This window comes from Schaalia sp. lx-260 (assembly GCF_021083645.1).
Classification (GTDB): Bacteria; Actinomycetota; Actinomycetes; order Actinomycetales; family Actinomycetaceae; genus Pauljensenia.
In genome coordinates, this window is the sequence record NZ_JAJNRQ010000001.1 from 98,423 (window position 1) to 124,987 (window position 26,565).

At 50.0% G+C, this 26,565-nt stretch carries 18 protein-coding genes and 2 tRNA genes; 8 read left to right on the forward strand and 12 right to left on the reverse strand.

Annotation, left to right across the window (positions count from 1 at the left end; genetic code table 11):
* Positions 1-47 precede the first annotated feature (47 nt).
* A complete protein-coding gene (locus tag LRP57_RS00390) occupies positions 48-668 on the reverse strand; it encodes a superoxide dismutase (RefSeq protein WP_231203966.1) in 621 nt (206 codons plus the stop codon).
* Positions 669-781: 113 nt separating this feature from the next.
* The gene (locus tag LRP57_RS00395) at positions 782-1,711 is read right to left on the reverse strand and encodes a DUF808 domain-containing protein (protein WP_231204566.1); all 930 of its coding nucleotides are present in this window, start codon (positions 1,709-1,711) and stop codon (positions 782-784) included.
* A 153-nt stretch (positions 1,712-1,864) separates the two neighbouring features.
* Here LRP57_RS00395 and LRP57_RS00400 point away from each other — a divergent pair, with 153 nt between their 5' ends.
* From LRP57_RS00400 to LRP57_RS00420, 5 genes are all read left to right on the forward strand, one after another.
* Positions 1,865-3,619, forward strand: a complete 1,755-nt coding sequence (locus LRP57_RS00400) for a DUF7059 domain-containing protein (RefSeq protein ID WP_231203968.1) — start codon at positions 1,865-1,867, stop codon at positions 3,617-3,619.
* 347 nt (positions 3,620-3,966) lie between these two features.
* Complete coding sequence (topA, locus tag LRP57_RS00405) at positions 3,967-6,702, forward strand: type I DNA topoisomerase (RefSeq protein WP_231203970.1); 2,736 nt, start codon at positions 3,967-3,969, stop codon at positions 6,700-6,702.
* Positions 6,703-6,771: 69 nt separating this feature from the next.
* A complete protein-coding gene (tmk, locus tag LRP57_RS00410) occupies positions 6,772-7,545 on the forward strand; it encodes a dTMP kinase (RefSeq protein ID WP_331274725.1) in 774 nt (257 codons plus the stop codon).
* A complete protein-coding gene (locus LRP57_RS00415; RefSeq protein WP_231203974.1) occupies positions 7,515-8,732 on the forward strand; it encodes a DNA polymerase III subunit delta' in 1,218 nt (405 codons plus the stop codon). Before tmk ends, LRP57_RS00415 begins: the two co-directional genes overlap by 31 nt.
* A gap of 89 nt (positions 8,733-8,821) precedes the next feature.
* Positions 8,822-10,474, forward strand: coding sequence for an alpha/beta hydrolase (locus LRP57_RS00420; RefSeq protein ID WP_231203976.1), 1,653 nt, complete (start codon positions 8,822-8,824; stop codon positions 10,472-10,474).
* A 78-nt stretch (positions 10,475-10,552) separates the two neighbouring features.
* On the opposite strand, the gene LRP57_RS00425 is transcribed toward LRP57_RS00420, so the two are convergent.
* The 10 genes from LRP57_RS00425 to LRP57_RS00470 all read right to left on the reverse strand — a co-directional run bounded on the left by LRP57_RS00425 (position 10,553) and on the right by LRP57_RS00470 (position 23,426).
* On the reverse strand, positions 10,553-11,929 hold the full coding sequence (locus tag LRP57_RS00425) for a UTP--glucose-1-phosphate uridylyltransferase (RefSeq protein ID WP_231203978.1): 1,377 nt from the start codon (positions 11,927-11,929) through the stop codon (positions 10,553-10,555).
* Between the two features lie 307 nt (positions 11,930-12,236).
* A complete protein-coding gene (locus LRP57_RS00430; RefSeq protein ID WP_231203980.1) occupies positions 12,237-13,595 on the reverse strand; it encodes a PFL family protein in 1,359 nt (452 codons plus the stop codon).
* 9 nt (positions 13,596-13,604) lie between these two features.
* The gene (locus tag LRP57_RS00435) at positions 13,605-13,874 is read right to left on the reverse strand and encodes an ACT domain-containing protein (RefSeq protein ID WP_231203982.1); all 270 of its coding nucleotides are present in this window, start codon (positions 13,872-13,874) and stop codon (positions 13,605-13,607) included.
* Positions 13,875-14,399: 525 nt separating this feature from the next.
* A tRNA-Thr gene (locus LRP57_RS00440) sits at positions 14,400-14,472 on the reverse strand.
* A gap of 104 nt (positions 14,473-14,576) precedes the next feature.
* Positions 14,577-16,958 carry a VaFE repeat-containing surface-anchored protein gene (locus LRP57_RS00445; protein ID WP_231203984.1) on the reverse strand — a complete coding sequence of 794 codons (2,382 nt, stop codon included), beginning with the start codon at positions 16,956-16,958 and terminating at the stop codon, positions 14,577-14,579.
* Positions 16,959-17,187: 229 nt separating this feature from the next.
* Positions 17,188-18,057, reverse strand: a complete 870-nt coding sequence (locus tag LRP57_RS00450) for a hypothetical protein (RefSeq protein WP_231203986.1) — start codon at positions 18,055-18,057, stop codon at positions 17,188-17,190.
* Positions 18,058-18,815: 758 nt separating this feature from the next.
* Positions 18,816-19,484, reverse strand: coding sequence for a histidine phosphatase family protein (locus LRP57_RS00455; RefSeq protein ID WP_231203988.1), 669 nt, complete (start codon positions 19,482-19,484; stop codon positions 18,816-18,818).
* 414 nt (positions 19,485-19,898) lie between these two features.
* Positions 19,899-20,390, reverse strand: a complete 492-nt coding sequence (locus LRP57_RS00460) for a hypothetical protein (protein ID WP_231203990.1) — start codon at positions 20,388-20,390, stop codon at positions 19,899-19,901.
* A 331-nt stretch (positions 20,391-20,721) separates the two neighbouring features.
* Positions 20,722-21,897 carry a 1,4-dihydroxy-2-naphthoate polyprenyltransferase gene (locus tag LRP57_RS00465; RefSeq protein WP_331274726.1) on the reverse strand — a complete coding sequence of 392 codons (1,176 nt, stop codon included), beginning with the start codon at positions 21,895-21,897 and terminating at the stop codon, positions 20,722-20,724.
* On the reverse strand, positions 21,885-23,426 hold the full coding sequence (locus LRP57_RS00470; RefSeq protein WP_231203992.1) for an AMP-binding protein: 1,542 nt from the start codon (positions 23,424-23,426) through the stop codon (positions 21,885-21,887). The genes LRP57_RS00465 and LRP57_RS00470 overlap by 13 nt, the downstream gene beginning before the upstream one ends.
* A gap of 354 nt (positions 23,427-23,780) precedes the next feature.
* Between LRP57_RS00470 and LRP57_RS00475 the strand changes: the two genes are divergently transcribed.
* The 3 genes from LRP57_RS00475 to LRP57_RS00485 all read left to right on the forward strand — a co-directional run bounded on the left by LRP57_RS00475 (position 23,781) and on the right by LRP57_RS00485 (position 26,440).
* A complete protein-coding gene (locus tag LRP57_RS00475; protein WP_231203994.1) occupies positions 23,781-25,256 on the forward strand; it encodes a L,D-transpeptidase family protein in 1,476 nt (491 codons plus the stop codon).
* Between the two features lie 280 nt (positions 25,257-25,536).
* On the forward strand, positions 25,537-26,088 hold the full coding sequence (locus tag LRP57_RS00480) for an NADPH-dependent FMN reductase (RefSeq protein ID WP_231203996.1): 552 nt from the start codon (positions 25,537-25,539) through the stop codon (positions 26,086-26,088).
* A gap of 278 nt (positions 26,089-26,366) precedes the next feature.
* Positions 26,367-26,440 (forward strand) — tRNA-Pro (locus LRP57_RS00485).
* The last annotated feature ends 125 nt before the right edge of the window (positions 26,441-26,565 follow it).

Below are 26,565 nucleotides of genomic sequence, written 5' to 3' on the forward strand. Positions count from 1 at the left end.
AAAACTGTGCCGTGTCGGTATTAGCGGCGCGCCATAATCATTGGTTATCAGGCGGTAACTAGTCCGTGGAAGTTTTGCGCACGCATAAAACGAGCAGCCACATCTTCCCAGTTCACTACATTCCACCAGGCTTTAACATAATCGCCCTTGACATTAAGGTAATCAAGGTAGAAAGCATGTTCCCACATGTCCAGCATCAGTAAAGGCACTGTTGCTACAGGAATATTTCCTTGCTGATCGGTGAGCTGGAATGTGACGAGGCGACGGCTCAGAGCATCCCAGGCAAGAACTGCCCAGCCAGAGCCTTGCAAACCAAGAGCAGTAGCCGCAAACTGGCCTTGGAAAGCCTCAAAAGACCCAAAAAATTCATCAATAGCAGCAGCTAAATCACCATCGGGACGTTCTTGACCATCAGGGGTCATGTTCTGCCAGAAAATTGAATGATTAGTGTGTCCACCTAAATGGAAAGCCAAGTTCTTCTCATGCAGGTTGATCGCCGCAAAATCACCTGTTTCACGGGCTGCGGCTAAAGCCTCAAGAGCAGCATTTGCGCCCGCAACATAGGCTGCATGATGCTTATTGTGGTGCAACTGCATGATACGAGCGGAAATATGAGGCTCCAAAGCCGCGTAGTCGTAAGGTAATTCCGGTAAAGAATAGATTGCCATGAGATCCTCCATAGTCCCGATGAAACACAATCAATATAGGATAAAAGTCCTCTACACATATCAATTTATCGCTACAGCTCAACGAATGCGCGCTATAGGTATGTGATGTATCTTCAACGCTTCAACACCTGCGATGTTAAGAGATGTGCGCCCACAAAAATACTCCCCACAACACAGCCACACAGCGCAAAAAGCAGTGTTTCAACACACCACATCACGAAAGAACCAGCAGCTTCTATCATATGAACAAACATTTCTACCGCATGATGTGGGATAGCAAAACCAAGATCGGCTGCCGAAGACAACACAAGGTGTCCACCTACCCACAACATTGCAAGTGTCCCGATGACGCTGATCGCATCAAATATTGTTGGCATGATACGGACGATGCTTCGGCCTACTGTGGCTAAACTTTTGCCACGGCGTACAAGCAATGCGCCAAAATCATCCATTTTCACCAGCAAAGCAACCAAACCATACACAAAAAATGTCATTGTGAAAGCCACAGTCACCAAAATAGCCACCCGCATAGCGCCAGAATGTGCGCTTAAATCAGCAAGGGCAATCAGCATGATTTCTGCTGACAAAATCAGATCCGTGCGAACAGCAGAGGAAATAATTTTCTTTTCACGACCGACCGACTCCACTGTGTCCCGTTCAGAAGACGCGTCCTCATGAGCAGATAACAGATGAGTCATGTGGAGAATCTTTTCAGCACCCTCGTAACACAGATAAGACCCGCCACACAGCAAGAAAATAGGCAATGACCAAGGAGCTAGCCACGTCAGGAGCAGCGCCACAGGCAAAATAATAAGGAGCTTATTTATCAACGAGCCGCGCGCAATACGACCAATAATAGGTAGCTCACGTGAGGGAGCTAAACCACGAACATACTGAGGTGTGACAGCGGTGTCATCAATGACAACACCGGCCGTTTTTGCTGATGCTTTCGCTGCGCCTAAAGCAATATCATCCACACTTGCGGCTGCTAATTTTGCAAGGGAGGCAATATCATCCATCAGTGCCATAAAGCCACCGGCCATCATGCCCTCCGATCTGTATATACGTCATAAGTGAGCGTAGAATGCACAGTCGAATTATCCATGATGAGGGGAAATACTGACATGTGCGGCTCATCCTCGCAGCATATGTTATCCGTGCCTACGCAGCTACGAAAATGCGCATAGGCTTGGACTATGACGAGTACAAGTACAGCAGAGACATCGCCTTCATATCCTGTTCCATCGGCTTCGGCTGTAGCGTTGAAGGACTTGCGAACAGATTTACGCTCAGCCGTATGGACAGCACAGAGCGTTGAAACGCTCCTTGGCCCGCAAGCGAGTGCTGCTTTAGCGCGTGAACAACGAGTACCCGGACTTATGCGCCTTGCCGATCAACATGATGCTGCCGCGGTGTTAACTCGTCTTTTTATGCTGGGTAGCAGCGAAAGTGCTGAAAATATTGAGTGCGCACTGCCAAGGCTCGGATACCTTGGCGCGTTAAAACTTGGTTTGATTACCAGCGACCATGCAGGAACATATCGTGCATGTTTCGATATGCGTCCCCACTACGCAGTTGTAGGGGATATGTCTGCAGGTCAAGAAGATACGTCTGTGCAGCAAGAAAACGCTCAAAACGATAGTGCGACGGACGGGGAATTAGCGCATAGTGAGCACGATGAGTATGGGACACGCAGTGCGCACGAAACGCAGGGCGCACAGGGTATGCCCGCTGGGTCAGAGCCAGATACTGTGCGCGCATATAACTGGTGGGTGATATCTGACCTTCCTCAAGCTGTCACAGGCCGTAGTGTTCACCCCGATCATGTGATGGGAATAGGCGGTGCCACAACCTCATTACTGACAATGACGATACGGAATCCTCAAGAAAAAGCCCTCGATTTAGGCTGCGGCTGCGGTATTCAAGCGCTCTACCTGACAACGCATACTCGCCATGTCGTCGCAACGGATCTGTCTGAACGCGCCTGTGCAATAACACGTTTTAATGCCGCATTAAATAATGTTGAATTGGATGTGCGGTGCGGGTCCTTGTATGAGCCAGTGCAGGGTGAAAAATTTGACCTTATTGTTTCTAACCCACCATTTGTTATCACGCCGCACACGTTGCGTTCGCAGGGGACACTCGAATACCGAGATGGTGGAATGCAGCGGGATGACATTATCGGATGTGTCCTACGTGAAGCTCCTGATTATTTGAGGCCGCAGGGTGTTTTGCAAATACTCGCGAATTGGGAAATCAATGACGGTGACGACGTGGAATCTAATGACCCGTATCACGGCTGGCCTGCGCGCCTAGCCAGTTGGTGTCAAGGAGTGCCTTTAGATGCGTGGGTGGTGCAACGTGATGTGTTGGATCCTGCGCAATATGTTGAATTGTGGATGCGTGATAGTGCAGCCAGACGTGAGCACTGTGAATATGAAAAAACCTACGCGGCGTGGCTTGCAGATTTCCATTCGGCGCACGTTCAGGCTATTGGGATGGGTTTTGTCGCGTGTGTGCCGACCCCTGTGGGCATGGAATCAGTTCACATATATGACACTGTCAATGAGGGGCGTATTCCTGCGGGCCATGATGTGGAATGCGCGTTGGCTGCTCTGCGTTTTGCGGAGAATCTGGGAAATCTGGAAGATCTTACCTTGGTACGCCGTGCGGATGTGACAGAGGAACGGCATTTTGTGCCTGGTCAGGCTGAACCTCAAGCATTGGTACTTCGGCAAAGCGGTGGAATGGGCAGGGCTTTCCCTGTGAGCACAGCTTTAAGTGCGCTGGTGGGGGCCAGTGAAGGGGAAATGAGTGTAGGGCAAATCCTTGTGGCTTTATCTGTGTTACTGGATGAGGATGTGGCGCAGGTACGTGAGTATGTGATGCCGATGTTGCCGTCTCTGATACGTGCGGGAATAGTGGATATAGCTGAAGGTGTGCAGTTGTGAAAGTCTCATGTGTATCACGTGTGGCAAAAAGTTGAGGTAGTGGGGTATGCGGGAATTTGTGTGAAGGTGATTGCAGGTGTGTGTATGTCACAAAATGAAGCAGAATGAAAATGAAATGTGCTGTTTGTGGTGCTGAACTGCGTGTATGTGCTTTTTTGTGGGGAATCCTCATGCTGGTGGGTGAGCGAAAGAGGAAATATGTGAATTAATCACATCACACACCGTAATGAGGCAGTACGCAGATGTGGGTATAACAATGTATCGTCAATAGTGACACTTTCTTATGCGCAGCGTCAGAGGGTGGAATTCAGGAAAAGGTTCAGAGAATCGGAAGTGGTGGGACGGCTATGGGCGCCTCAAAACTGGTTATCGTGGAATCCCCAGCAAAGGCATCCACGATTGAGGGATATCTGGGTCCTGATTTCCATGTCACGGCCTCTATTGGTCATATACGTGATTTACCGCAGCCAAAAGATTTACCGACAGAGATGAAAAAAGGGCCTTTTGGTCGTTTCGCTGTTGATGTGGATGGCGGGTTTAAGCCCTATTACACGGTTACCGCTGATAAAAAGAAAAAAGTGACTGAGCTGAAGCGCTTACTTAAAGAAGCTGATGAACTGTATCTGGCTACTGATGAGGACCGTGAAGGGGAAGCGATCGCATGGCACTTACTGGAGGTGCTTAAGCCGAAAGTTCCCGTTAAACGGATGGTTTTCCACGAAATCACACGTGAAGCTATTGAACGTGCTTTACATGCGACTCGTGATGTTGATACTTCCTTAGTGGACGCACAAGAAACGCGACGTATCCTTGATCGACTCTACGGTTATGAGGTTTCACCTTTACTGTGGCGTAAAATTCGTCCTTCTTTGTCGGCGGGACGTGTTCAATCAGTGGCTACACGTCTAGTGGTTGATCGTGAACGTGACCGTATTGCACATATTGAGGCTGAATACTGGGGTATTGACACCGTAATTGTTTCGCGTGGGGAATCTTTTGCCGCACGAGTCACTCATATTGATTCTCATTCGGTTGCTACAGGTTCAGATTTTACTGAACGCGGTGAGCTTACTGATAAAGCGGGTCGAGCTGGAACTGTGCATCTCACACGTGAAGATGCGCAGCGTCTTGCTGATTTACTGTCAGCTTCTGCTTCTTCTGCTGTGGAAAGCGTGACGCAGAAACCGTACCGTCGCCGTCCGGCAGCTCCTTTTACAACATCTACGTTGCAGCAGGAAGCTTCACGTAAGCTGCATTGGAATGCTTCTTCTACGATGCGTACAGCACAGTCTTTGTACGAATCGGGTTACATCACGTACATGCGTACTGATTCAACGGCCCTATCCGCCCAAGCGATTACAGCGGCACGTCAGCAAGCGCAGGAACTATATGGTGTAAGTGCTGTGGCTGCTGAACCGCGGGTATATGGGAAGGTTGCAAAAGGCGCACAAGAAGCGCATGAGGCAATACGTCCTGCTGGTGATTACTTTCGTACCCCTGAACAGGTGGCAGGACAGCTTTCCAATCAGCAGTTAGCGTTATATGACCTCATTTGGAAACGTACATTGGCATCACAGATGGCTGATGCTGTGGGCTACACAGCCAAGATCCGTGTGCTAACGGGTGTGTCTGATGCGCAGGGCCGTCATGATGTGATTTCTTCGGCTTCGGGCACGGTGATTACGTCACCTGGTTTCCGTTTGGCATATCAAGAGGGCCACGATCAGGGACGTTATGATGCTGAGAAACAGGCTTTAGAAGCTGAAAAAGTCCTGCCAGATGTATCTGAAGGCGATCGTGTGGATGTCGCGCAGGCGAATGCGGAAGAACACCGGACACAGCCACCTGGACGCTATACCGAAGCCACCCTAGTAAAAATGATGGAAGAACTCGGTATTGGTCGTCCGTCAACATATGCTGCCACCATTCAAACCATTGGTGACCGCGGCTATGTTATTCACCGTGGGCAATATTTGATCCCCACATGGCTTGCATTCTCAGTGACACGACTTTTAGAAGAAAACCTCGCAAATCTTGTAGATTACGATTTCACCGCAAGTATGGAAGCAGATCTTGACCGTATTGCTGCGGGACAAGAGGACGGTCGCGTATTCCTGAGCCAGTTCTATCTGGGCGCAGATGGAAAAGGTGACGCGGATGGTTTGCGTTTCCAAGTGGAATCACTGGGGGATGATGTGGATGCCCGCGCAGTGAATTCTATTGAGGTAGCTGAAGGTGTGGTCCTACGTGTGGGGCGTTACGGTCCCTACTTGGAAAAAGCTGATGGGACACGAGCAAATGTTCCTGAAACTTTAGCCCCTGATGAAGTCGATGAGGAGAAAATTAGCGAACTATTCCGTCTTGCTGCTGATGATGGCCGTGAATTAGGTGTTGATCCGCGCACGGGACATGTCCTCGTAGCAAAAAATGGTCGTTTTGGACCGTATGTGACGGAAATTTTGCCTGAACCGGCGCAAGTATCAGATACAGAGGGGACACCGAAAAAGAAAAAGAGCACAGAGAAACCGCGAACAGCTTCGCTTTTCTCTAGCATGTCTTTATCTACTGTGACGTTAGATGATGCGCTGAAATTATTGTCTTTACCACGTGAAGTGGGTGTTGACCCCGCAGACGGTGAAATGATTACTGCACATAATGGTCCCTATGGTCCATACCTGAAAAAAGGAAAAGATTCACGCACACTCAGCGCTGAAGATCTGTTACTTACGATCACTGTGCAGGAAGCTTCACAAATTTATGCGCAACCAAAGACGCGCGGACGAGGGACAGCTAAACCTCCGTTACGTGAATTTGGTGAAGACCCTGTATCTGGTAAGAAAGTCGTTGTGAAAGATGGGCGTTTCGGTCCATATGTGACCGATGGTGTAACCAATGTGACTGTGCCGCGTTCTGAAACCGTTGAGGACCTTACTCAGGCTCGTGCTTTTGAGCTTTTGGCGGATAAACGTGCCAAAGGTCCAGCTCCTCGACGTAGCGCCCGCCAAACAAAAACAGGGACCAAGAAAACGGCAGCCAAAAAGACAACAAAAACAACCAGTCGGCGGCGTTCCCCAAGCGCATAGTTTTCATTCAACAGGCCAAGATCAGAAAGGAGTGCCGTAGCTGTGGTGGTTCAGCGGAACAATAATATGGTGAGTACGACGGGCAGCTCGGTACATAAGGGCTTGTTTATTACCTTTGAAGGTGGCGACGGGGCAGGTAAAACCACCCAGATTGCGCGTGTACAACAATGGTGTCAAGAACACGGTCGTCGTGTCATCGTTACCCGTGAACCCGGAGGAACCGAACTGGGGGTGCAGTTGCGCCACCTATTGCAAAACGGTCCAGAAGATGTCGATTCACGTACTGAGGCTTTACTGTACGCGGCAGACCGCGCCTATCATGTGGCTACAGTTATTCGTCCTGCTTTAGAACGAGGCGACGTTGTCCTCGGTGACCGATATATTGATTCATCTATTGCATATCAAGGTGCTGCCCGCAGCCTCGGAGTCGATGAAATACGCACACTTTCTACGTGGGCCACATGCGGTTTAGTCCCTCACCTCACTTTCCTCCTTGACTTACCGCCAGAAGTAGGTGCTCGTCGTCGTACAGGAGCACCGGACCGTCTTGAACGTGAATCAATGGATTTTCATGAAAGAGTACGCCACCAATACCTGCGTCTCGCAGACGAAAATGCTGAACGTTTCGTTGTTATAGACGCAGTGGGAACACCTGATGAGGTATTCCGCGAAATTCGTGGCGTACTGCATGAACGCTCGCAGTCATTAGGTTTTTCTTCACCTGAATGTGACAAGACCACTCAACACCAGGAAAGAGACACGGACCTGTCACCTGACCATAGCGAGCAACCATGTGAAGCCCAAGCGACCTTATGGGGCGGTCTGAGCGGTGCGTTACTGTGACTGTGTGGGATGAGCTCGTTGGTCAAGAGGCCGCGGTAACTGTCTTACAGGAAGCTGCTGTTGCGGCTCGACGTGTTCTTGAAAATGACCTTACGCCTGCCGGGGATACCCGATCAATGACACATTCATGGCTGATAACCGGCCCCCCAGGATCAGGACGCTCAGTAGCTGCACGTGCTTTCGCTGCCGCTTTACAATGTGCCGGTCAATACGCAGGATGCGCCCAATGTGCGGGCTGTAAGACAACACTGGGACGTTCCCACGCGGATGTGCAATTTGTTTCAACAGAAGGAACCCAGTTACGTGTCGCTGAAATACGCGACCTGATTGGCCGTGCGCAACTGGCTCCCGCACAAGGACGTTGGCGTGTCATCATCATTGAAGACGCGGATCGCATGAGCGAACACACCTCAAATGTCCTCCTGAAAGCTATTGAAGAACCACCGGAACGAACAGTGTGGATTCTTTGCGCACCCAGTGTGGAAGATATGCTGCCAACCATTCGTTCACGCTGCCGTCATCTTGGTTTACGTATCCCCCCAGCTGCAGCGGTTGCCTCCCTACTTGTCCGCCGAGATCAGATTGAACCAGAAATTGCTTTAGCTGCCGCCCGCGCAGCACAATCACATATAGGACTCGCCAGAGCTTTAGCGCGTGATCCGCAAGCCCGCCAACGCCGCCGCGACATTGTGACAGCCCCTGTACACGTGCGTTCAGTGGGTGAAGCTGTTTTAGCTGCGGAACAACTAATAACAGTAGCAAAAGAAGAAACCCGTGCGCGCATGGAGGAAAGAAATAGTGCTGAACGGGCTGAACTACTACGTCAGCTAGGCGCTGACGAATCAGATACTCGCAACAGGCAAACCCGTGCGCGACTACGTGAACTCGAAGAAGAACAAAAACGCCGCGCAACCCGAGCAATACACGACACTTTAGACCGTGCCCTCGTAGATTTACTTGCCATATATCGTGACGTGCTCATGATCCAGCTTAAGACAGGACAAGACCTCATTAACGTGGATTTAGAGGATCTTGTTCATCAGAACGCTCAGCACACAACACCATGTCATACTCTGAACGCTATTACAGCAATTGAAGTAGCTCGCCGTCGCTTAACTGCGAATGTGCAACCTCAGTTACTTTTGGAAGATATGATGATGGCTTTGCGTCCAGCCAGTGAAAACTGACAAATACAAGCCATATCCGTATGTGCCCGCGTTATCTGACTGAAATAAATCACAGCACCCGTTTTTTTATCAACCGGTAGGGTAGACGTATGAATCATCAAGCTCCCAAATGGCCTGCAGTCATCTCAATTATTGCGATCTGCATAGCCGCCATACAGTTCTGCGCCATCACAGGAATCGCATACACTCTGCTTGTTTATATGCCACAGAATGACGAGAACTCTGCATCGGTGCACCCAACGCCTACCCCGTCGCACGACCTACCGAAACTTGATGGGAGTATTGAAAGTTTCTACTCACAGCCTGTGCAATGGTCTGTATGTGACCCACAGAAAATTACAAAAGAAACCTTGCCGCAGCCTAAAAATCCATCAGAATACGAATGTGCGCGCGTACAAGCCCCTGTGAACTGGGAAGAACCCGAAGGGGAAACTCTGCAGTTGGCCTTAGCTATTCACAGAGCAAAAGACTCAACTGGTGAAGCTTTATTTTTTAACCTTGGTGGACCAGGCGGTGCAGCAGTTAGCTCCATTGCGAACCAAGTGGAAGAAAACCTCGGCAAAGCACTCACAGAAAAATACGACATTGTTGCCCTTGACCCGCGCGGCGTGGGAGATTCAACACCACTGAAATGTCTGACAGATGAAGAACGGGATAAAAAGAACGCCGGTGACACGTCAGCAGATACTTCCGCAGATAAAACTCCTGAACAAATCGTAAGCAAGGCTCGTCAAGAGGCAATCGATTATGCGAAAGGCTGCGAAACACACTCAGGCAATCTTTACAAATACGTTGATACAGTCTCTGTTGCAAAAGATTTCGACATGGTTCGAGCCCTCCTACAACAAGACAAACTGAACTACCTTGGCTACTCCTACGGCACATTCCTTGGAGCAACATATGCTGATAATTTCGCCGATAAAGTAGGTCGTTTCGTCCTCGATGGAGCAGTTGATCCTGCAGCTGATGTCAACACTGTATCCTCGCTGCAAATGCGAGGATTTGAGGAATCAATTCGTCACTGGGCGCAAGATTGTTTGACAAGCGCCGCATGCCCTTTGAAAGGAAATATAGATGAGGCCATGCAACAGATGGCCCGCTTCCTGCAACGCCTCGAAAAAAGCCCTGTAAGCACCCAAAATCCGGCCCGTCCTTTAACGCAGAACCTTGCATTAACTTCAATCATCGGGTTGATGTACTCAACGGATACTTATGACATTTTGACACAAGGAATGACCCAAGTTTTACAGGAAAATGACGGAACAACGTTACTGTTTGTTGCAGATCTACTGAACGACCGTCATACAGATGGCTCATATGATGGCTCCTCATCGGATGCTTTAAATGCGGTGAATAATTTGGACTATACGCCCGTGGGAACAATTGAAGAATGGGCTGCCGAGGCTGAAAAATTAAAATCAGAACTTGTAGTCATGGGGCCTTTTGCTGGATGGGCTTCAGCAGGCTTGGAAGCATGGCCCACAACCCATGCGCAACGCCATGAAGTACGTGCAGCGGGGGCTGCTCCAATTGTGGTCGTGGGAACCACGCATGATCCGGCGACACCGTATGTCATGTCCCAATCATTAGCGCAGCAACTAGAATCAGGTGTTCTCGTGAGCTGGGAAGGGTGGAATCATACGGCGTATTCCGCGAAAGGATCACGTTGCGTTGCTCAAGCCGTTGAATCGTATTTTACTAACGGCACAGTCCCTGAAAATGGTGTGATGTGCACAGACTAAAGGGGAATCTTTAAGGAATCCAGACAGTAAGTAATGCATTGGGGGGCGGTAACGATTACCGTCCCCAACTCGCATCCGTTATCCCTCACCTTGCAGAACATGCCCCTGCTCGACGATGCCACCTTGTTCACCTAAAGTGACATTACCTCGGATGGAAACTTCAGCGCCGAACTCCCAATCACCCTTCACAATGAATGAGGACGCTTCACGTAAAGAAGGAGCCTGCGGAATACGACGATCAAATTCTGAAATGGTCTTATATGCGCTGCTCAGTGAGACTTCCGGAGTAGTTTCAACGCATGCTACCAGCTGACCTTGCTCATCCAAATCGTACACATCAGAGCGCAACAGAAGTAATTCATTGGTGGTTTTCACAGGTAGGAAACGGGAACGATCCACGCAAATAGCAGTTGCACCGGGGAAAACCTCAATAGCCGCACCCATAGCTGTTTCAATTTGAAGAACCGCTGGCGAATCTGAGCGCGTCGGATCAACGGTTTTTTGGTTGCGAATCAGAGGAAGCCCCAGCACTGAATTGCCTTGAGCGAGGCGTTCACGTAACGCTTGCAAGTCAAACCACAGATTATTCGTATGGAAAAACGGGTGACGGAACTCGTCAGTGAAATAGTGCATATCCTGGTCCGGGGTTTGCGCCGTATCACGCAAAATCAATTGACCATCCGACTTACGCACAGCTAAATGGCCGCCCTTCTTATCGTTTACGGTGCGACGACACACTTCCGCAGCGTAAGGAGCCCCCGTACTTGCGAACCAGCCGGCAATACGCGCATTTGGTACGGCTCCTAGATTGTCCCCATTAGAGATACACGCATAACGGTAACCGCCAGTTAAGAGCGCATCCAGAACACCTGAAGCTAAAAGTGCAGTGTACAGGTCCCCGTGGCCAGGAGGACACCACTCCAGCGAAGGATCCTGCGGCCATTGCACAGGGGTGAGGTCATCGGCGCGTAGCTTTGGTTCTTGGTTCTGCTGGAAAGTGAGCGGAAGCCCTTCCACAGCCAGTTGCGGGTAGCGTTGCAAATACTGCACAGTGTCCGTATCTGTGCGGAAGGAAGTCATGAATAGCAGAGGCAGGCCCGCCTTGTAGCGTTGCCGCATAGACAGGACTTGTTTGGCGATTAGATCGAGGAAGTTCAGCCCGTCACGTACTTCAAGCAGAGTTTTTGCGCGGTCCAGTCCCATGGAAGTTCCCAAGCCGCCATTGAGTTTAATAATGGCGGTTTTTGCGATTGCTTCCTGCTGAATGTGCTCTGGTACGTCCAGCTCATCTAGCATCGGCGGGTTCACGTAGGGATCAATTGAGTCTTCAGGAATCATACCGGTCACACCTGATTCCAACTGCCCGTAATAGTGGGTGAAAACGTCAATTGCTGCCTGCGGAACACCAGCATCATGCATTTTCTGCTGTGCAGCCAGCAAACCTGCCTGGGACATGGCTACTCCTTCGTTTGAATCGAGCCTTCCTCCTAGCTTATCGGGTTTTCTAAGTGCGCCCCAGAGTCCTTTGTCTGGTTATGCTGGGAAGTGCTCTGACTGGATCTGTCACCTTAGTCATCGGCTTGCCGTTATCTGGTTATATGGGGAAGGGTTGGTTGTCACTGCGCCCGTATAAAATGCCTGCCTCTTTTCCTGCTTGCGGGAAGGGGAAGACTGACGCGTGATCCCCAACAATGGCCCCACTGCTTTTTCTTGCCTGCGGGAGGAAGATGAGTATGTATCCTCCCGCAGCCACTTCAATGTATCAATTTCGGAAACCGTGTACAGGTGAAGGAATGATCCCACCTCGCCTCATAAAAGCTTCGCTCGAATATGGACTCACGGCCATAACCGGTGCTTTACCTAACAAGCCGCCGAACTCCACCATGTCGCCCTCGTGAGTGCCGGGTGCAGGAATAATGCGTACAGCAGTTGTCTTGTGATTCATCACGCCAATTGCAGCTTCGTCAGCAATCATTCCGGCAATAGAAGAAGCAGGTGTATCGCCAGGTACGGCAACCATATCTAGACCTACCGAGCAAATAGCTGTCATTGCTTCAAGTTTTTCTAAAGAAATTGCGCCAAGTGCAGCGGCCTCAATCATCCCTTCATCTTCTGAGACGGGGATAAAAGAACCAGAAAGCCCGCCTACGCGTGAACAAGCCATTAATCCACCCTTCTTGACTGCATCATTCAGTAAAGCAAGAGCGGCAGTAGTGCCGTGAGCACCTACGCGTTCAAGGCCCATTGCCTCTAAAGCACGAGCCACAGAATCGCCTACCTCAGCTGTAGGTGCAAGTGAAAGATCAACGATTCCGAATTCCACATCCAAACGTTGAGCAGCTAAGCGACCCACCAGCTCGCCCATTCGAGTCACCTTAAAAGCCGCCTTCTTCACAGCTTCAGCGACATCATCAAAAGGGCGGCCTGCGACATCATCAATTGCACGTTTAATAACACCGGGGCCAGAAACTCCCACAGAAACCACGCAATCAGGCATCTCAACACCATGGAAAGCGCCCGCCATGAAAGGATTATCACCAACCGAATTGGCGAAAACAACAAGTTTTGCTGCGCCAAGCCCACCCTTACTGGTTTGAGCGGTTTCAACGATGATTTCACCCATCCGTGCAACGGCTTCCATGTTGATGCCAGCGCGAGATGAACCAATGTTGACTGATGAGCACACAATGTCAGTTCCAGCAAGCGCCTGAGGAATCGAATTGATGAGGGCGCGGTCGGCGGGAGTCATCCCCTTATCGACCAGAGCCGAAAAGCCTCCGATAAAGTCTACGCCTACAGCTTTGCCGGCTGAATCAAGCATCTGTGCCCATGAGGTCAGATCTGTTTCACCGCATGCGGCAGCGACCAGTGCTATCGGTGTTACTGAAATTCGTTTATTAATGATCGGTATGCCAAGCTCTGCTTCAATTTCTGAGGCAACTTCAACAAGGCGGGCTGCGCGTGAAGTAATGCGGTCATAGCAACGTTGTCGTGCGCGTTCGCTGTCACTATCAGCGCAGTCAAGTAAAGAAATACCCATCGTGACTGTGCGGATGTCTAAACGGTCTTCCGCGATCATATGGATGGTTTCAAGAATATTTTGTGCGGTATTCATAGTCATGATCGGATCTTAAAGCCTATGCATTGCGTCAAAAATTGCTTCCGACTGGATACGGATTTCCAGTCCTTCATTACGTCCGATTTCACCCATTGCAGTATTCAAATCAGGCAAGGAAATACTGTCCTCATTGAACTCGATCTGAAGAATCATTGTGAAGTAGTTTCCCATTAAAGTTTGGGACACGTTGAGAATATTCGCTTCTTGACGGGCCAGCCCCGTGGCGACGGCCGCGATAATTCCCGTGTGGTCAAGTCCTGTAACAGTCATAATTGCTCGCATTCTTCTAGTGTGGCATGAGCGAGCGATCCGATGCTGGGCAGTATGGCATGGTGGTATTCGTTTGTGGGTATCCGAAAGGGCGTTGGTTTTGTTTGGTTCCTTATGGGGAAGTGGGGTGCCAACACCTCATCACACTACGCACAATCGCACCGTTCCTTAGGGGGAGTACCCACTCACACGATCAAACGGGCGAAGAAAGCCACCGTTCCTTAGGGGGGAGGGAGGCAAATGTGCATTTGTGAGGGCGGCCACTCATGACACCGTTCCTTAGGTTGGGGGAGGGATGAGTGTTTTGGCCTGTAGGCTCGTGAAAGGTGGGGAACAATATAGAAGGTTAGTTCATTAGGGGAAATTGAAGCCCGGAATACCAGTGATTTTGCTAGTTGCCTATCGCCGTGTAGTCGCGATAAGCTGGAAGAAACATATAGCGGTGCAGTGGTTTTAATTATGTGACTATCCTTGTGTTGCACAAGGCCCCGCAGGACCGTGCGGACCGTTGATTTTCCGCAGAAAATCAACGATTCGAGCCACCTGTGGGAATCGAACCCACGACCTATTCATTACGAGTGAATCGCTCTGCCGACTGAGCTAAGGTGGCGCCGGCTATGCTCCTCATGTATACGAGTAAGCAGGGTTTACTCTAGCGGGATTAGTCTTTTGGGGCAAACCTGACGCTAGTTTGAACAAATGGTGTTTGTCACCTCATGCCTGTAAATCCTTGCGTGCATGTAAAAGGATGAAGCAGCAACCTGCACACAAGAGCAAAGTGGACATCCTGAGAAAACCAATGGTATCGCTACCTGTTCGCGCTAATGGTTGAGGCATGAGTGATCGTGGCGGAGGTTCTGTAGGTGGTGTTGGTGGTGTTGGTTCTACTGGTGGTGTTGGTTCTGCTGGTGGTGTTGGCGGGTTGGGGGTTGTGATGGTTTGGTCTTGGTCGTTGATGTCGGTGTGAACAGCTATGGTGCGTCCTTGGTGTGTGGCCCGCTCAAAGACCACGGTAGTGCGCCCGGCAAGGAGGCCCCCGTCCACCGTGAAGGTCACAGTTTCGCACCCGGAGGGCTCGTGGGGTGTGAATGCGCGTGTCGCGCTCAGGATCTGGCCGTCCTCGTTCGTGATTGCTTGCTCGGTGCTTTTGTCCATGAGCGTGCCAGTGAGCACGTACTCTTTACCGGTAGTGAGGTTCTCGTAGCACACCTGGTCATTAATTATCACCGGCCCCGTAGGAGAAAGCTCTTTGTCCCCATCGGCCCCGTCCGTCGCACTGGTGTGCAGCACAGGAACGTCAGGAGCTTGGACCGTGTACTGCTCGCTTGTATCCTCCACGCTTGTGCTTAACGCTTTTACTCGGTCATCTCCTGCAAACGAGGTAACAAACACGTATGTGCCTTGAGGATTACCGTTCTTGGTCTTAAAAACAGTGGAACCAACACTAGGGTAATACCCGTTTTTAGCGGGGATACTCACCTTCCCAATAAGCTCGGCTTTGGAACGATTAGCTTCAACAACATCAAGACCCTTGGGGAAAAACAACAATTCCTGATCGAGCTGTTTGGTATCTGCCTGAAACCCTGCGCCACCGGCAAAATCAGGGTGATTATCCGGCAAGCCACTCACGAACACGTCATCAACCAAATACGTGCCGCTTTTTGTGATCTTCTGACTGATCGCGGTATCCACACTCAACGGATAACGCACCGAAGTAGTTTCTGTGTCAATACCGTAATCATCTGCCCAATCCGCATGAACCAGCAGTGAAACAGGATACGTTTTACCGCCCGCAGTCACAGTGTGAGTCTGATTGTTTTTCACCACGCGCCACACCCAGGTAACAAACCCGCCAAAAACATCCTCAGACACGCTCGCGCGAGCAGAATACGTGCCCGGTCCCGTAGCTGTAAAACTCGCCGTAGCAACCGGACGCGCACCCTCAGGGACACTCGCGCCCCGCTCCGGTAAAGTCTGGCCCACAAGGTATGCGCTGCCCTCAAAGACCACAGGAACAGGCTCACCATCCAACACCATCCACTCACCCGAACCATAAGCAGTATCAGCCGAAACCGTCACAGTATCACTGACACTTACCCCATCCACAACCTTACTACCCGCCACATCCGAAACCGCCCGCGGCTGAAAATCAAAAATCACACGCCACGAACCACCAGAAACCGTCTCATCCTCAGGATCGCTGTCTACCGGTCGGTTACCATACGAAAGAGTGTCCTGAACCTTGCCATCAATCCCATACTTCGTCAACGTACGACGGTAAGGAACCTTATATTTCAATACGTAATTTACAGAACCGTTTCCGGTGGCTACCCACTCTAAATCAAATGGTGTGGATTGCAGGGTGCCGCTCCACGTGTCTGTGCCAGTATCCTTAAATACAGCAGGACCAGATAAAGTGAGTGTCACAGGCTTACCTGCTACATATGTGCCGTCATCGTTTTTGATGCCGATGTTTTTGATTGTGCCTTCGCGGTGCCCATCGCCTTCTACTTCGCCGTTTTGGTAGGAGACGGCAGCAGAGGCGCGGGCTTCGCGCGCGAATTTCTCAGCTAAAGTCAAGACTTGGGGCTGCTGCTCTTGTGTGCGCTCGTATAAGAGTTTGAGGGCGACAAGCACAGTGTTGACCGCGTTGACCTCAAAATTCATATGAATAAGAAAAGCAAGAGCCGCGCGAGTATCAGCTTCTTCAATCATCTGATACTTGTCTAAAAGATAAGCCATTTGAGCAGTTGTCACATCAAACTGGTCAGGCCCACCCATGTGAGAATCCGCAAGCGTGGCAATAGTTGTGACAGGAGTAGAAGAATCAGGAGCAGGAACACCAAGCTGAATACACCACGCCGGATACTTTTGATCCGTACCAGCAGGCGGTGTAATAGCAGCAAGCCAACCAACAGTAAGCCCGCCCGCCCCTTTAATCTCATAGCCAGGACCCATCTCAGCCGCCTGAGAAGCAGGCGGGGCTAATGTAGAAGTAGCAAAAAGCGCACCGCCCACCACCACAGAGGCCACCAGAGCCGCTATAATAGAACGCAGTCGTGATCTGCGCGCACAAAACACGCGAGTAGTAGACATCAGAAAAGACTTCCTTTCACCTGATGGATATTTCCTTGCAAACCCCTCACCTACGGGTGAAGCTTCCTACGGCATTTAACCCGCAGGTAAGGGGAAAACTCATGCGAACGCCGCAGATCACGACGCTCTTATACCTATTGATTTATACGCAATATTCAGTTATAAGACTGTGAATACATCTGTATGTGTAGGAACAAATATTCGACTATCCGTTCCTGCAACTAGCGGCCTAGTTGCAGGACACTAAAACCTGCTCGGTGTTTCCATGGCTGTCCCCACGGCTTTCCCAACACATATCAGAAATATTTTCAACCCATCCGCCACTGTTTCCGGTACCAGTATTCGCTGCCGGTTGCGGGGCAGGTGGTGCAGGTTGCGGAGCAGGAGTAGCATTACCGCCACTGGTTCCTTGAGGCGCGGCATAAGTGGTATTACCAGCATTACGTGAAACCGCAGGAGCACTACTTGCAGCAGGACTTCCACCACCAACACCCGCAGCATCGCTAGAAGATGCCCCCTCATTCGCACTATCAGCTTGCTCACGCAAAGCATCTGCTTCTTTATGCGCCTCAGTGATAGCTTGCGCAAGTTCCTTGACTGGCCCTGCAAGCAGCGTGGGGATGGATTCGCATGTTTTCTTTTGCTCCCCCATGCGCGCAGCTAACGCCTTCAGATCCCCAGTAGAAGCACTCGAATCAAGCATACTCAAAGTGGGGACAGCGTGCGTCTCAACAACCTCACGCAGCGCGTTCGTGGCCGCCGCGACATTTTCACTGCCCGCCACATCGCCACCAGATGCCTCCTCAAGCTGAGCGCGAGCCTCCTCAACTTTCTCACTCGCTACTACACACGCGCCACGCGCACCCTCATAAGCCTCCTGCAAAGCAGCATACGCGGCCACATGAGAACGATGCGCCACCCACTGCCACACCCCAAGACCCGCCACAACCACAGCACACACACTCAAGGCCACAACCACAACCACAACACGCCGACGGCGGTGGCCCCGCTTACCTGACACACCCGGCACACTACCGCCCGCAACAGGAACACCCGCAGGCACACCCGCCACACTCGTTTCAATATTTTCAGTACTCATAATCATGCTCTCCTGTGTATTGATATGCATTATGCATGTTGGGATGGTGAATATGTTTCATATTAAGGGATACCTGTGTAATAAGTAGAGTATTTGAATCCTGCTTCCCCTTGACATTTAGGTCGCGGTGACCTCAATCAGAGGGGATTTCCTCAACAGTTGGGTCATGGTGACTTCAATCAAGATGGTATGACCTCAATATTCAAATTGAGCGGAGTCGATCAGGTTTGCTCAATAGGCGTTCCTCTTTCAGTAGGTAAGTAGGTCAATTTTTTGTGTAGTTCATGTGTTCTTACGTTTAGTTTGGGGTATATGTCCTCAAAGAACAAAGAGAATAACAGGGGTTGTGGATAAAAAATTAGTGCCTGTGGATAAGTGTTCTCAACGCTGAAAAACGCTCATCATGGAAACAGGCGTGAAATAAGCGCACGATGTCGCATAGCTGAAAGGAAAATACGCATGACAAGCTGCTACGTAGCATCGTATAGGTCCCAGATGTCTTACATAAAGCACGATGCCTCGGAAATTTGCCAAGCGGTTACAGAAAAGTTGCTGATAGAGGCGCCGAATATGACCTCAAAGAAAGAACAGAATAGCAGAACAGACGAATAAGTGCCTCTAAGCGCCTTAAAAGGCCGGGGCACAGGAAAAGAGTTAGAAATGAAAGAAAACACCACCGACATATATGAGGATAATACTTGCCTGCATCTGAGGGATATGATGCAAAAATTTGAAAAAATTAATTGCTCCCCTCGGGTTCAGCGTTTAATTCGGGCAATAGAAGCACCAGGGTTCATATCCTCAGCATCATGCAAAAATTCTGCTGCAGGCTCCTCATATGAAATTCCAACAAGAGTGTTGTCTTGGAAAATGAAGGAAGTTAATGATGCTAGGGAACATTGACGCGACAAAGGAGAGTGAGGTAATGGTTGTCCTAACGCGAAACGACGCAGAGTTTCAATAGGCATTTGATGCGATACCAAAACCGCCTCATGCCCTTTTACTTGTTGTAAAGCGTGCGACAGGGCTGCACTCATGCGCGAAACAACATCACTGTAAGGTTCACACCATGAGGGAGTGAACGGATGAATATAGTGCTTCCAGTTACGAGGATGTGCTAACTGCCAACGATTCGCATTGATCGCCACTCCCTCGAAAACTGATTCCACTTCGATGAGGAGCGGATCGCATTCAACGGACAGATTGAAAGCCCTCGCAATGGGTGCAGCGGTTTGTTGAGCGCGCAACAAAGGGGAGGCAATAACAGCAACAATGTCGCGCTTTTGCTGCTCTAAATGGGTTGCAACTGTGCGTGCCATCATGTGACCGCGTCGGGTCAATTGGAAACCAGGGAGGCGTCCGTACAGTATTCCATCAGGATTATTGACTTCTCCATGGCGCATCACGTGAATAATTGTCGTTGTCATATCCCTAGTGTCGCATGTTCATTCTTGTGAGTCTTAAGGAACAGAGTAAAGAATGCAAAAATGGCGGATTAAAGAGTTATAAGGAGCTACATGAGGTGAAAATAAAACACCACGATACGGGGGTGTTGGAGTGAGTGCGCCACGATACGGGCTACTGAAATAATCATCCATGCGCGCGAACGTGACCTCACAAAACATCATGTTATGGGGGTGCTGGTCTTGCTTATCCGTTGGGGCATGGTCCGCGATACAAAACATCACGATATGGGGGTGGAGCTAGAGGTCAAAAAGGCTTTGTGGGATTGATAAGTTAGATAAATGATTAACTAGTACGGTTCAGCTCAGAAGGAGTCTCAAACACTCATTTCATCCTGAAAACAGGAAAGCGACAGGCGTTTTGTTGCTTCGTATGATTTATTTGCTGGAATCCTGAGGATTTTCTGGTTCGTTTTCATGCGCCGTGCCGTTGGCATCAGTTGAAGAATCGTTGAGAGAATCATCCTGAGAAGTATTCTGATGTGAAAGTGGGTTATCTGATTTTTTGTTGGAAGTATTCGTTTCTTGTGACCGTTGTCGCTGGATTTCTCGTTGCAACTTGAACAAAAACTCAGGGTCATCATCAGGAGCTACAGGGGAAGCAGACGGCGTGTTTTTGTGTTGATTTAACGGATTATCACCAGAAAAAAGGGCGCCGAGTCCGTTTCCGCTTTCTGCTGCGGCAATAGTGCGCACAATAATCCAAGCCACCGCGCCTAAAGCAAAAGTAGGTGCTGTCAGCACAATGATGAGTAGCCACACGATACGAGGTAACTTGCCAGGCATTTCATCTTCTGAGGTACGCGCCCAATCAGCAATGGCATATACGATAACTGCGATCCAAGCAACGAATAAAAGAACTCTGAGCACGTGACGATACTAGGTCAGATTGTTCGGCCCTGCCGGATATGACCTGACTAAATCCGGATATGACCTGACCAAATGAGGGATCTCACCGAAAAAACGCATGAGAAAATCGCATGAGCATGAAGCCAGACAGCAGCTTATGCTCCTCAAATATTAAATATTTTAGGAAAAGCGTGCCTCATATGTCCCATAACCCAAAACGCAACAAAAGACTGGGGCTAATAGGCAAAGATCAGGAGTAAAGAAGCATAAAAACCTATCAGAAAGAAGCAGGAAAGGAGCGTGTCTGCGATGCGTTCACGCATAACCGTAGATGCATATGCCAAATATAAGTTCAGCTACACAACATCTGCGCAGATGCGACGAAAGCCCACAATAACATTGCAAAACCTGTGAGCTTCAACGAATGTATCCACTGCCCAGCTTCACATGCGCGATAGGCTCGCACAACTGGCATCAAAGCAAAAGCCAACCACAGAAATAGCGCAATAAAAGCACAGCCTACAAATACCCACGATCCGTTACTGTGAAAGGCCAGTCCTGAACCTCCCAAGCCTGTAATCACCGTAATAATGACCAGCCCTATCACGGGCATTAAAACGCATACAGCAAAAGCTCTCAACGACCACTGCCGCCCCATACGGACAACAAGTGTGCGCTTACCGCTGGCCTTGTCTCCGTCTATATCCCGCAAATTATTCACTATCAACATAGCGACGGATAACAAACCTAAACAAGCTCCACATACCCACACCCACCATGGAGCGCGTAAAGCCTGAACCCACGTAGTTCCTACACACGCCATCAGACCAAAGAAAATAAAAACCATGATTTCGCTGAGGCCAACCCCCATGTAACCATAGGGATTTTTACCGCCCGTATAAAACCAGGCAGCGGCAATAGCTGCAAGCCCCGCGCATATCAGCCACCACTGGCCAGACAACCACAGCAATACCAGGCCAGCTATTCCAGCTAACATGAAACACGCCAAAGCAGCCATCAAAACACTGCGAGGAGCAGCGATGCCACCTCCTGTCAGGCGAGGCGGACCTACGCGATCATCATCTGTGCCGCGAATCCCATCGGAATAGTCATTTGCGTAATTCACTCCGACCTGCAAAGCAAGAGCCACAAGTAACGCTAACAGTGCGCGTATAGGGGACCATGCGCCTAGGTAAAATGCCGCACTTGTCCCCACAAACACAGGCGCAGCAGCAGCCGGAAGTGTGCGAAAACGGGCACCTTCGATCCATGCGGCACGAATATTTACAGCCGCAGGTGAGTCAGTCTTTACAGCCGCACTTACGTTAGGTGAAGGCTCTGCGCCAGGTAAGGAACCTTTGTCGCGCGAAGTGTCAGCTTGAAGGAAAGGAGCGCGAATATCTGCGGATATGCAGTTACTTGTCTGTGAATCCGAGGAGGAAGGAGAGTCAGAAGGTGAGCCAGAAGGTACACCAGAAGAAGATCCAGAAGGTGAGCCAGAAGGAGAGGGAGACATCATCGGTGCCATTCCTTTACTTGACCAAGCAGACTGGTTGTATGCAAAACGTTCAGGTGACGTGCCGGAAGTGCGCCTAAACTATTTGCCTTTGCCGTATCTGCAGTGCGTACTTGCATGACCCCGCTGTTTGTCGGAGGCAAAAGCTCTGCTTCCGTATCGGTGCTGCTTGCTACTACCGCCGCAACAATGTCGCGTACAGCAGCCCTATCCACTTTTCCGACAGCTAATCGAGGCAAATCACGAGTGAAAATAATTCGACGCGGAGCACAATGCCGTTCCATACGTTGTGCCACATATTCACGTAAAGCGGGCCCGTCACGCTCAGCGCAAATATCAGGCCAATAGTCACCAACCGCTACATGCGCAACAACTTCATGCCCCCATTTCGCATGAGGGAAACCTAATACGTGACAGTCTTGCACCAATGGGTGTGAGGATAATACGTGAGTGACGGCCTGAAGTGGCACATTCATTCCGCCAGAAATAACGATATCGTCAATGCGGCCAAGGATATTCACGCAGTTTTTTGCGTCAATAGATCCGATGTCCTGTGTTATTAAAGGTTCATGCCGGTGGTCAGCTAAAGGACCTTCATTTAGATAGCGTGTAAACATAGTGGGGCCGCTGAGTATGATCCGGCCTTCGTGCTTATTCTGCTGATCTTCGTTTTCACTTTGCTTTTCGTTATATGAAGGCTCTGCCTCGTGGTCAGTGGCATCAGTGGTAATAGATGAGCCCAAAGGTTCGATTCGTACTTCTGTACCTGGAAGTGGTTTGCCATCGTAAATGCAGCCGCCGCATGTTTCAGTCATGCCGTATGTGAGGATAAGGCGAATGCCTCGTGCGTGGGCAGCTTCATGTAAGTCCTGAGGGCAGTGTGCGCCGCCAACTAATACGCCCGATAGTTGCGCAAGCCCGCTGGCTACTTCATCGGATGCGAGACATGCGTGTAGTTGTGCGGGGACTAATGAAATATAGCCTGGAACATTCGGGTCTTGTGTGGCTCCTCTGAGGGCGGGTAGGAGTTTTTCCGGTGAAAAACCTGCACTAGTATCCACAATTTGCGGTGGGAAACCAGCAGCAACGGCGCGAAGTAAAACCATAGCGCCTGCGATGTGATGGGTCGGGAGGGCTAATATCCATCTGCCGGGGCCTGACAATGCCTCATGTGTGGCCTGAGCTGAGTGTAGAAGGGCTTGAATACTTATCCCCACCCATCGTGGTCGTCCGCTTGAACCCGATGTGCTCATAATGAGGTCAATATTTTCCACAAGTGCGGGATCGTCAATGAAATCGGAGAGTTCAGGAAAATCTGCTGGCGGGAATATCTGAGGCATGTCGTGGGCAGATGTTCGTAGCGTGCCAGGAGGAACATCTCGAGGATTACGGATAACGAGGACTGTGTGAGGGGCAGGATGATTGGGGTTATCTGCGCGTTCAGAGTGAAGTTCAACGATTTTGTGAATACCAGCGTGTGCGAGGGCAACGGCTCCGATGGACGTTCCGCCGGGAACCATGATAATGCGTGGCTTGTTCATCCAAAGCTTTCTGAGAGAAAAGTTCTGTGTGTACTGTAGCTGCCTGTGCGAAAGAGTGCACATTGAGAAAATTGATGAGTTCACGTTGCAGATAAGTGAAGTGAAGGTCCGTGTGGAGGCGGGGCGGCCCTCAGCGGCCCTCATGCGGAGGGAAATGTGGACGGGGGTCTGCCGCGCCCCCGGTTGGGGTTTCAGCGGCCCTCATGCGGAGGGAAATGTGAGAGCGGGCGTATCCACCCACCGCTCGGGCAAGGCGGATCTGCATACGGAGGGAAATGTTGCGCCTACGTAATTGGGGCGCTTGCGGAAAATAAGTGGCCAAGGACATAGGTGAGGTAGGTGAATATTTTGTGAATGAAAACTCTACTTGTTATGGCAGGTCGCTATTATGGTGTTATGGCTCGTGAAAGTGTAAAAAAGGTCGTTATCATTACATCGGCAGTTATTGGTGGCCTTCTGGTCCTTGGTGCTGCCGGGGGTACTGCTTATGCACTGCATTATTCGGAGCGTGCTCTGCCGCGCACAACGATTGCGGGCCATTCGATCTCAGGTTTAGATCGTGCAGCAGTTGAGGGTATGGTGAAACAGCTTGCTGATGACACGGTTCTGACTATTGATGTTGCAGGGAAAACTCAGACGGCTTCTTTGGCGGATATGGGCTTCAGCATCGATGTGCCTGCGACCGTGGATGGTATTTTTGCTCCTAATGCTTCAGTGATGCAACGTTTTACGGCATTGACTCGCGCGAAAAATATTGAGCCAGTTGTTGTGCGCGATAACAAAAACCGTGATTCTTTCATTGAAAAGATTCGTGACCTTGCTGGTGAATCGGTTGTGCAATCGCAGGTTGTTTCCAACGATCAGGGTGTTTTTACCGTGTCGCCAGGAAAAGCTGGTAAGGATATTGACCGTTCTGCTCTTGAGGTGGCAATGGATGAGGCCGCGAATATGTTGGCAGCTCATGCTGTTACGGTCAATGTAAAAGAGGTGGAGCCAACGATTACTACAGATAAAGCCCAAGCTGTTGCTGATGAAGCAAATGCGATGGCATCTGTGGATCTAACGATTACGGATGGTGTTGACAACTATCAGCCGAATCTCGTTCAAAAAGCGTCATGGATCACCGTGAAAGAGGAAAACGGAAACCTGGAAAATCCAATTGTCGATCACGATAAGGTGCGTGAATGGGTGGATAAAGCCGCGGATCTTGCGAAACTTGATCCGCAGCCGGGTATTGATAATGTCGATGCGAATGGGACTGTCCTTGCTCATGCGAAGAAGGCTCGTGATGGTCTTACTGTGAATAATGCTGAGGCAATGACAGATGCCTTATCGCAAGCAATGACTAATAAAACCAGTTACAGTGGAAAATTTGAGTTTGATCGCCATACTCCAGAAAATCTGACTCGTCCTGTCCTTGCGGGCTATCAGAATTACGTGTATCCGGCCTCTGAAGGTGAAAAATGGGTGGACGTGAATCTGACAACTAACACGGCAACCGCTTATGAGGGGTACAACGTTGTTCACGGTCCCGTGTTGATTAACCACGGCGCTGTTGGCAAAGAAACGGTTGAGGGAACCTATCAGATTTACTTGAAGTACGAGAAACAGACAATGGGCTGTGTTCCAGGCTATGACTACTGTGTGAAGGACGTTCCGTGGGTGATGTACTTCGTGGGTTCCTACGCTTTGCACGGAACACCGTGGCGTGAAGTATTCGGTACCGGTCAGTCGGAGGGGTCCAGCGGGTGTGTGAACCTGCCAGTTCCTGAAGCAAAATGGTTTCACGGCTGGACGGAAATTGGGACAACCGTGGTCACTCATCACTGAGTGTGCGGCTGAAGCTGTCCGCCTATGATATTCACAGCGAACAGGCTTCTTTCCCCTGAAGGTTAAGGCCTTCACGTGAGCGCATATGCCACATCTGGGTTTCCTTTGCTCCTGAAGGTTGAGGTGGCTCTGAATTTTGAGGATACGCTGCCCTTGGCGCGCGTGTTATGTGCCGCTCAATGCTGAAGAAAGCTATACGTGCAGCTACAATCTATTCAAAATTAAAGTTTTTAGCGGCCTGTAAGCACAGCTAAAAACCTGAAATCTTCCGGAGGAAACAATGACTTACACAGTGGCCTATATTGTCGGCTCAATTTCAAAAAATTCCCTCAATCGACGTCTTAGTCAAGCCCTCATTACTCAAGCCCCACAAAACCTTACTTTCACTGAAGTTACTATCGCTGACCTACCGTTATACAACCCGGATCATGATGCTCATTTTCTGCCTCTTGCTGCCGAAAAGAAAGCAGTAATTGAAGCGTCTGACGCTTTAATGATCGTGACACCTGAATACAATCGTTCAATCCCCGGTGTCCTTAAAAATGCTATCGACTGGTTCTCACGTCCATGGGGTCACGGAAGTCTGGGTGGCAAACCCACCTTGGTTGCCGGTGCTTCAGTTGGCCCTATGGGTGCTGCGTTTGCGCAAGATGATCTGAAGAAAATCTTGACCTTCTTTAATGCGCATCTGCTAGGTCAGCCTGAACTGTACATTAACCTTACGGGTGACGATTTTGCAGATGACGGCCATATTTTGCGTGAAGGAACAGATGCTTTCCTTGCGGGCGCAATGCAAACTTTCGCTGCCCACATTGAAGCAACGCTGCGCTGAGCTTAAGGAAACGTGAGGGTTTATCACAGCGGCACTGTCTTGCTGAAAAATAGCTCAGCATGATGGGCGAAAAAGCAGTTTTCCACTGTGAAAGCCCTATGATTCGCGGGCGCAGGATTTATTTGCGTACTGTAGTAGCCAAAACGGTAAAGAAGTCTATGGATAAATTCTGTGCCCGAGTCCTATATGTGATGTAAGGCCTGCTGTCATGAGTTGCATGAGGGCAGGGTGAATAGGATAAGATTGAGCATTGTCATTCGGTGACGTAAAAGTAAATACGGGCTGTGGCGCAGTTTGGTAGCGCACTTGACTGGGGGTCAAGGGGTCGCAGGTTCAAATCCTGTCAGCCCGACGTTTTGCCCGGAATCTCAACGATTGAGGTTCCGGGCTTCATCGTTAACAGGGCGATCCTATGTTGAGATTCAGAGTTCTTTTCACCTCAGTACAGAGTGAATCCAAAAGGCGCACCGAAGCACG

Bases quoted from the DNA above. Each gene is read 5' to 3' on its own strand.
- LRP57_RS00390 (WP_231203966.1), bottom strand. From the start codon at position 668: ATGGCAATCTATTCTTTACCGGAATTACCTTACGACTACGCGGCTTTG.
- LRP57_RS00435 (WP_231203982.1), bottom strand. From the start codon at position 13,874: ATGCGAGCAATTATGACTGTTACAGGACTTGACCACACGGGAATTATC.
- LRP57_RS00450 (WP_231203986.1), bottom strand. From the start codon at position 18,057: ATGAGTACTGAAAATATTGAAACGAGTGTGGCGGGTGTGCCTGCGGGT.
- LRP57_RS00455 (WP_231203988.1), bottom strand. From the start codon at position 19,484: ATGACAACGACAATTATTCACGTGATGCGCCATGGAGAAGTCAATAAT.
- LRP57_RS00475 (WP_231203994.1), top strand. From the start codon at position 23,781: ATGAAAACTCTACTTGTTATGGCAGGTCGCTATTATGGTGTTATGGCT.
- LRP57_RS00465 (WP_331274726.1), bottom strand. From the start codon at position 21,897: ATGGCACCGATGATGTCTCCCTCTCCTTCTGGCTCACCTTCTGGATCT.
- topA (WP_231203970.1), top strand. From the start codon at position 3,967: ATGGGCGCCTCAAAACTGGTTATCGTGGAATCCCCAGCAAAGGCATCC.
- LRP57_RS00420 (WP_231203976.1), top strand. From the start codon at position 8,822: ATGAATCATCAAGCTCCCAAATGGCCTGCAGTCATCTCAATTATTGCG.
- LRP57_RS00395 (WP_231204566.1), bottom strand. From the start codon at position 1,711: ATGGCCGGTGGCTTTATGGCACTGATGGATGATATTGCCTCCCTTGCA.
- LRP57_RS00400 (WP_231203968.1), top strand. From the start codon at position 1,865: ATGACGAGTACAAGTACAGCAGAGACATCGCCTTCATATCCTGTTCCA.
- LRP57_RS00480 (WP_231203996.1), top strand. From the start codon at position 25,537: ATGACTTACACAGTGGCCTATATTGTCGGCTCAATTTCAAAAAATTCC.
- LRP57_RS00430 (WP_231203980.1), bottom strand. From the start codon at position 13,595: ATGACTATGAATACCGCACAAAATATTCTTGAAACCATCCATATGATC.
- LRP57_RS00470 (WP_231203992.1), bottom strand. From the start codon at position 23,426: ATGAACAAGCCACGCATTATCATGGTTCCCGGCGGAACGTCCATCGGA.
- LRP57_RS00415 (WP_231203974.1), top strand. From the start codon at position 7,515: ATGGGGCGGTCTGAGCGGTGCGTTACTGTGACTGTGTGGGATGAGCTC.
- LRP57_RS00425 (WP_231203978.1), bottom strand. From the start codon at position 11,929: ATGTCCCAGGCAGGTTTGCTGGCTGCACAGCAGAAAATGCATGATGCT.
- LRP57_RS00445 (WP_231203984.1), bottom strand. From the start codon at position 16,958: ATGTCTACTACTCGCGTGTTTTGTGCGCGCAGATCACGACTGCGTTCT.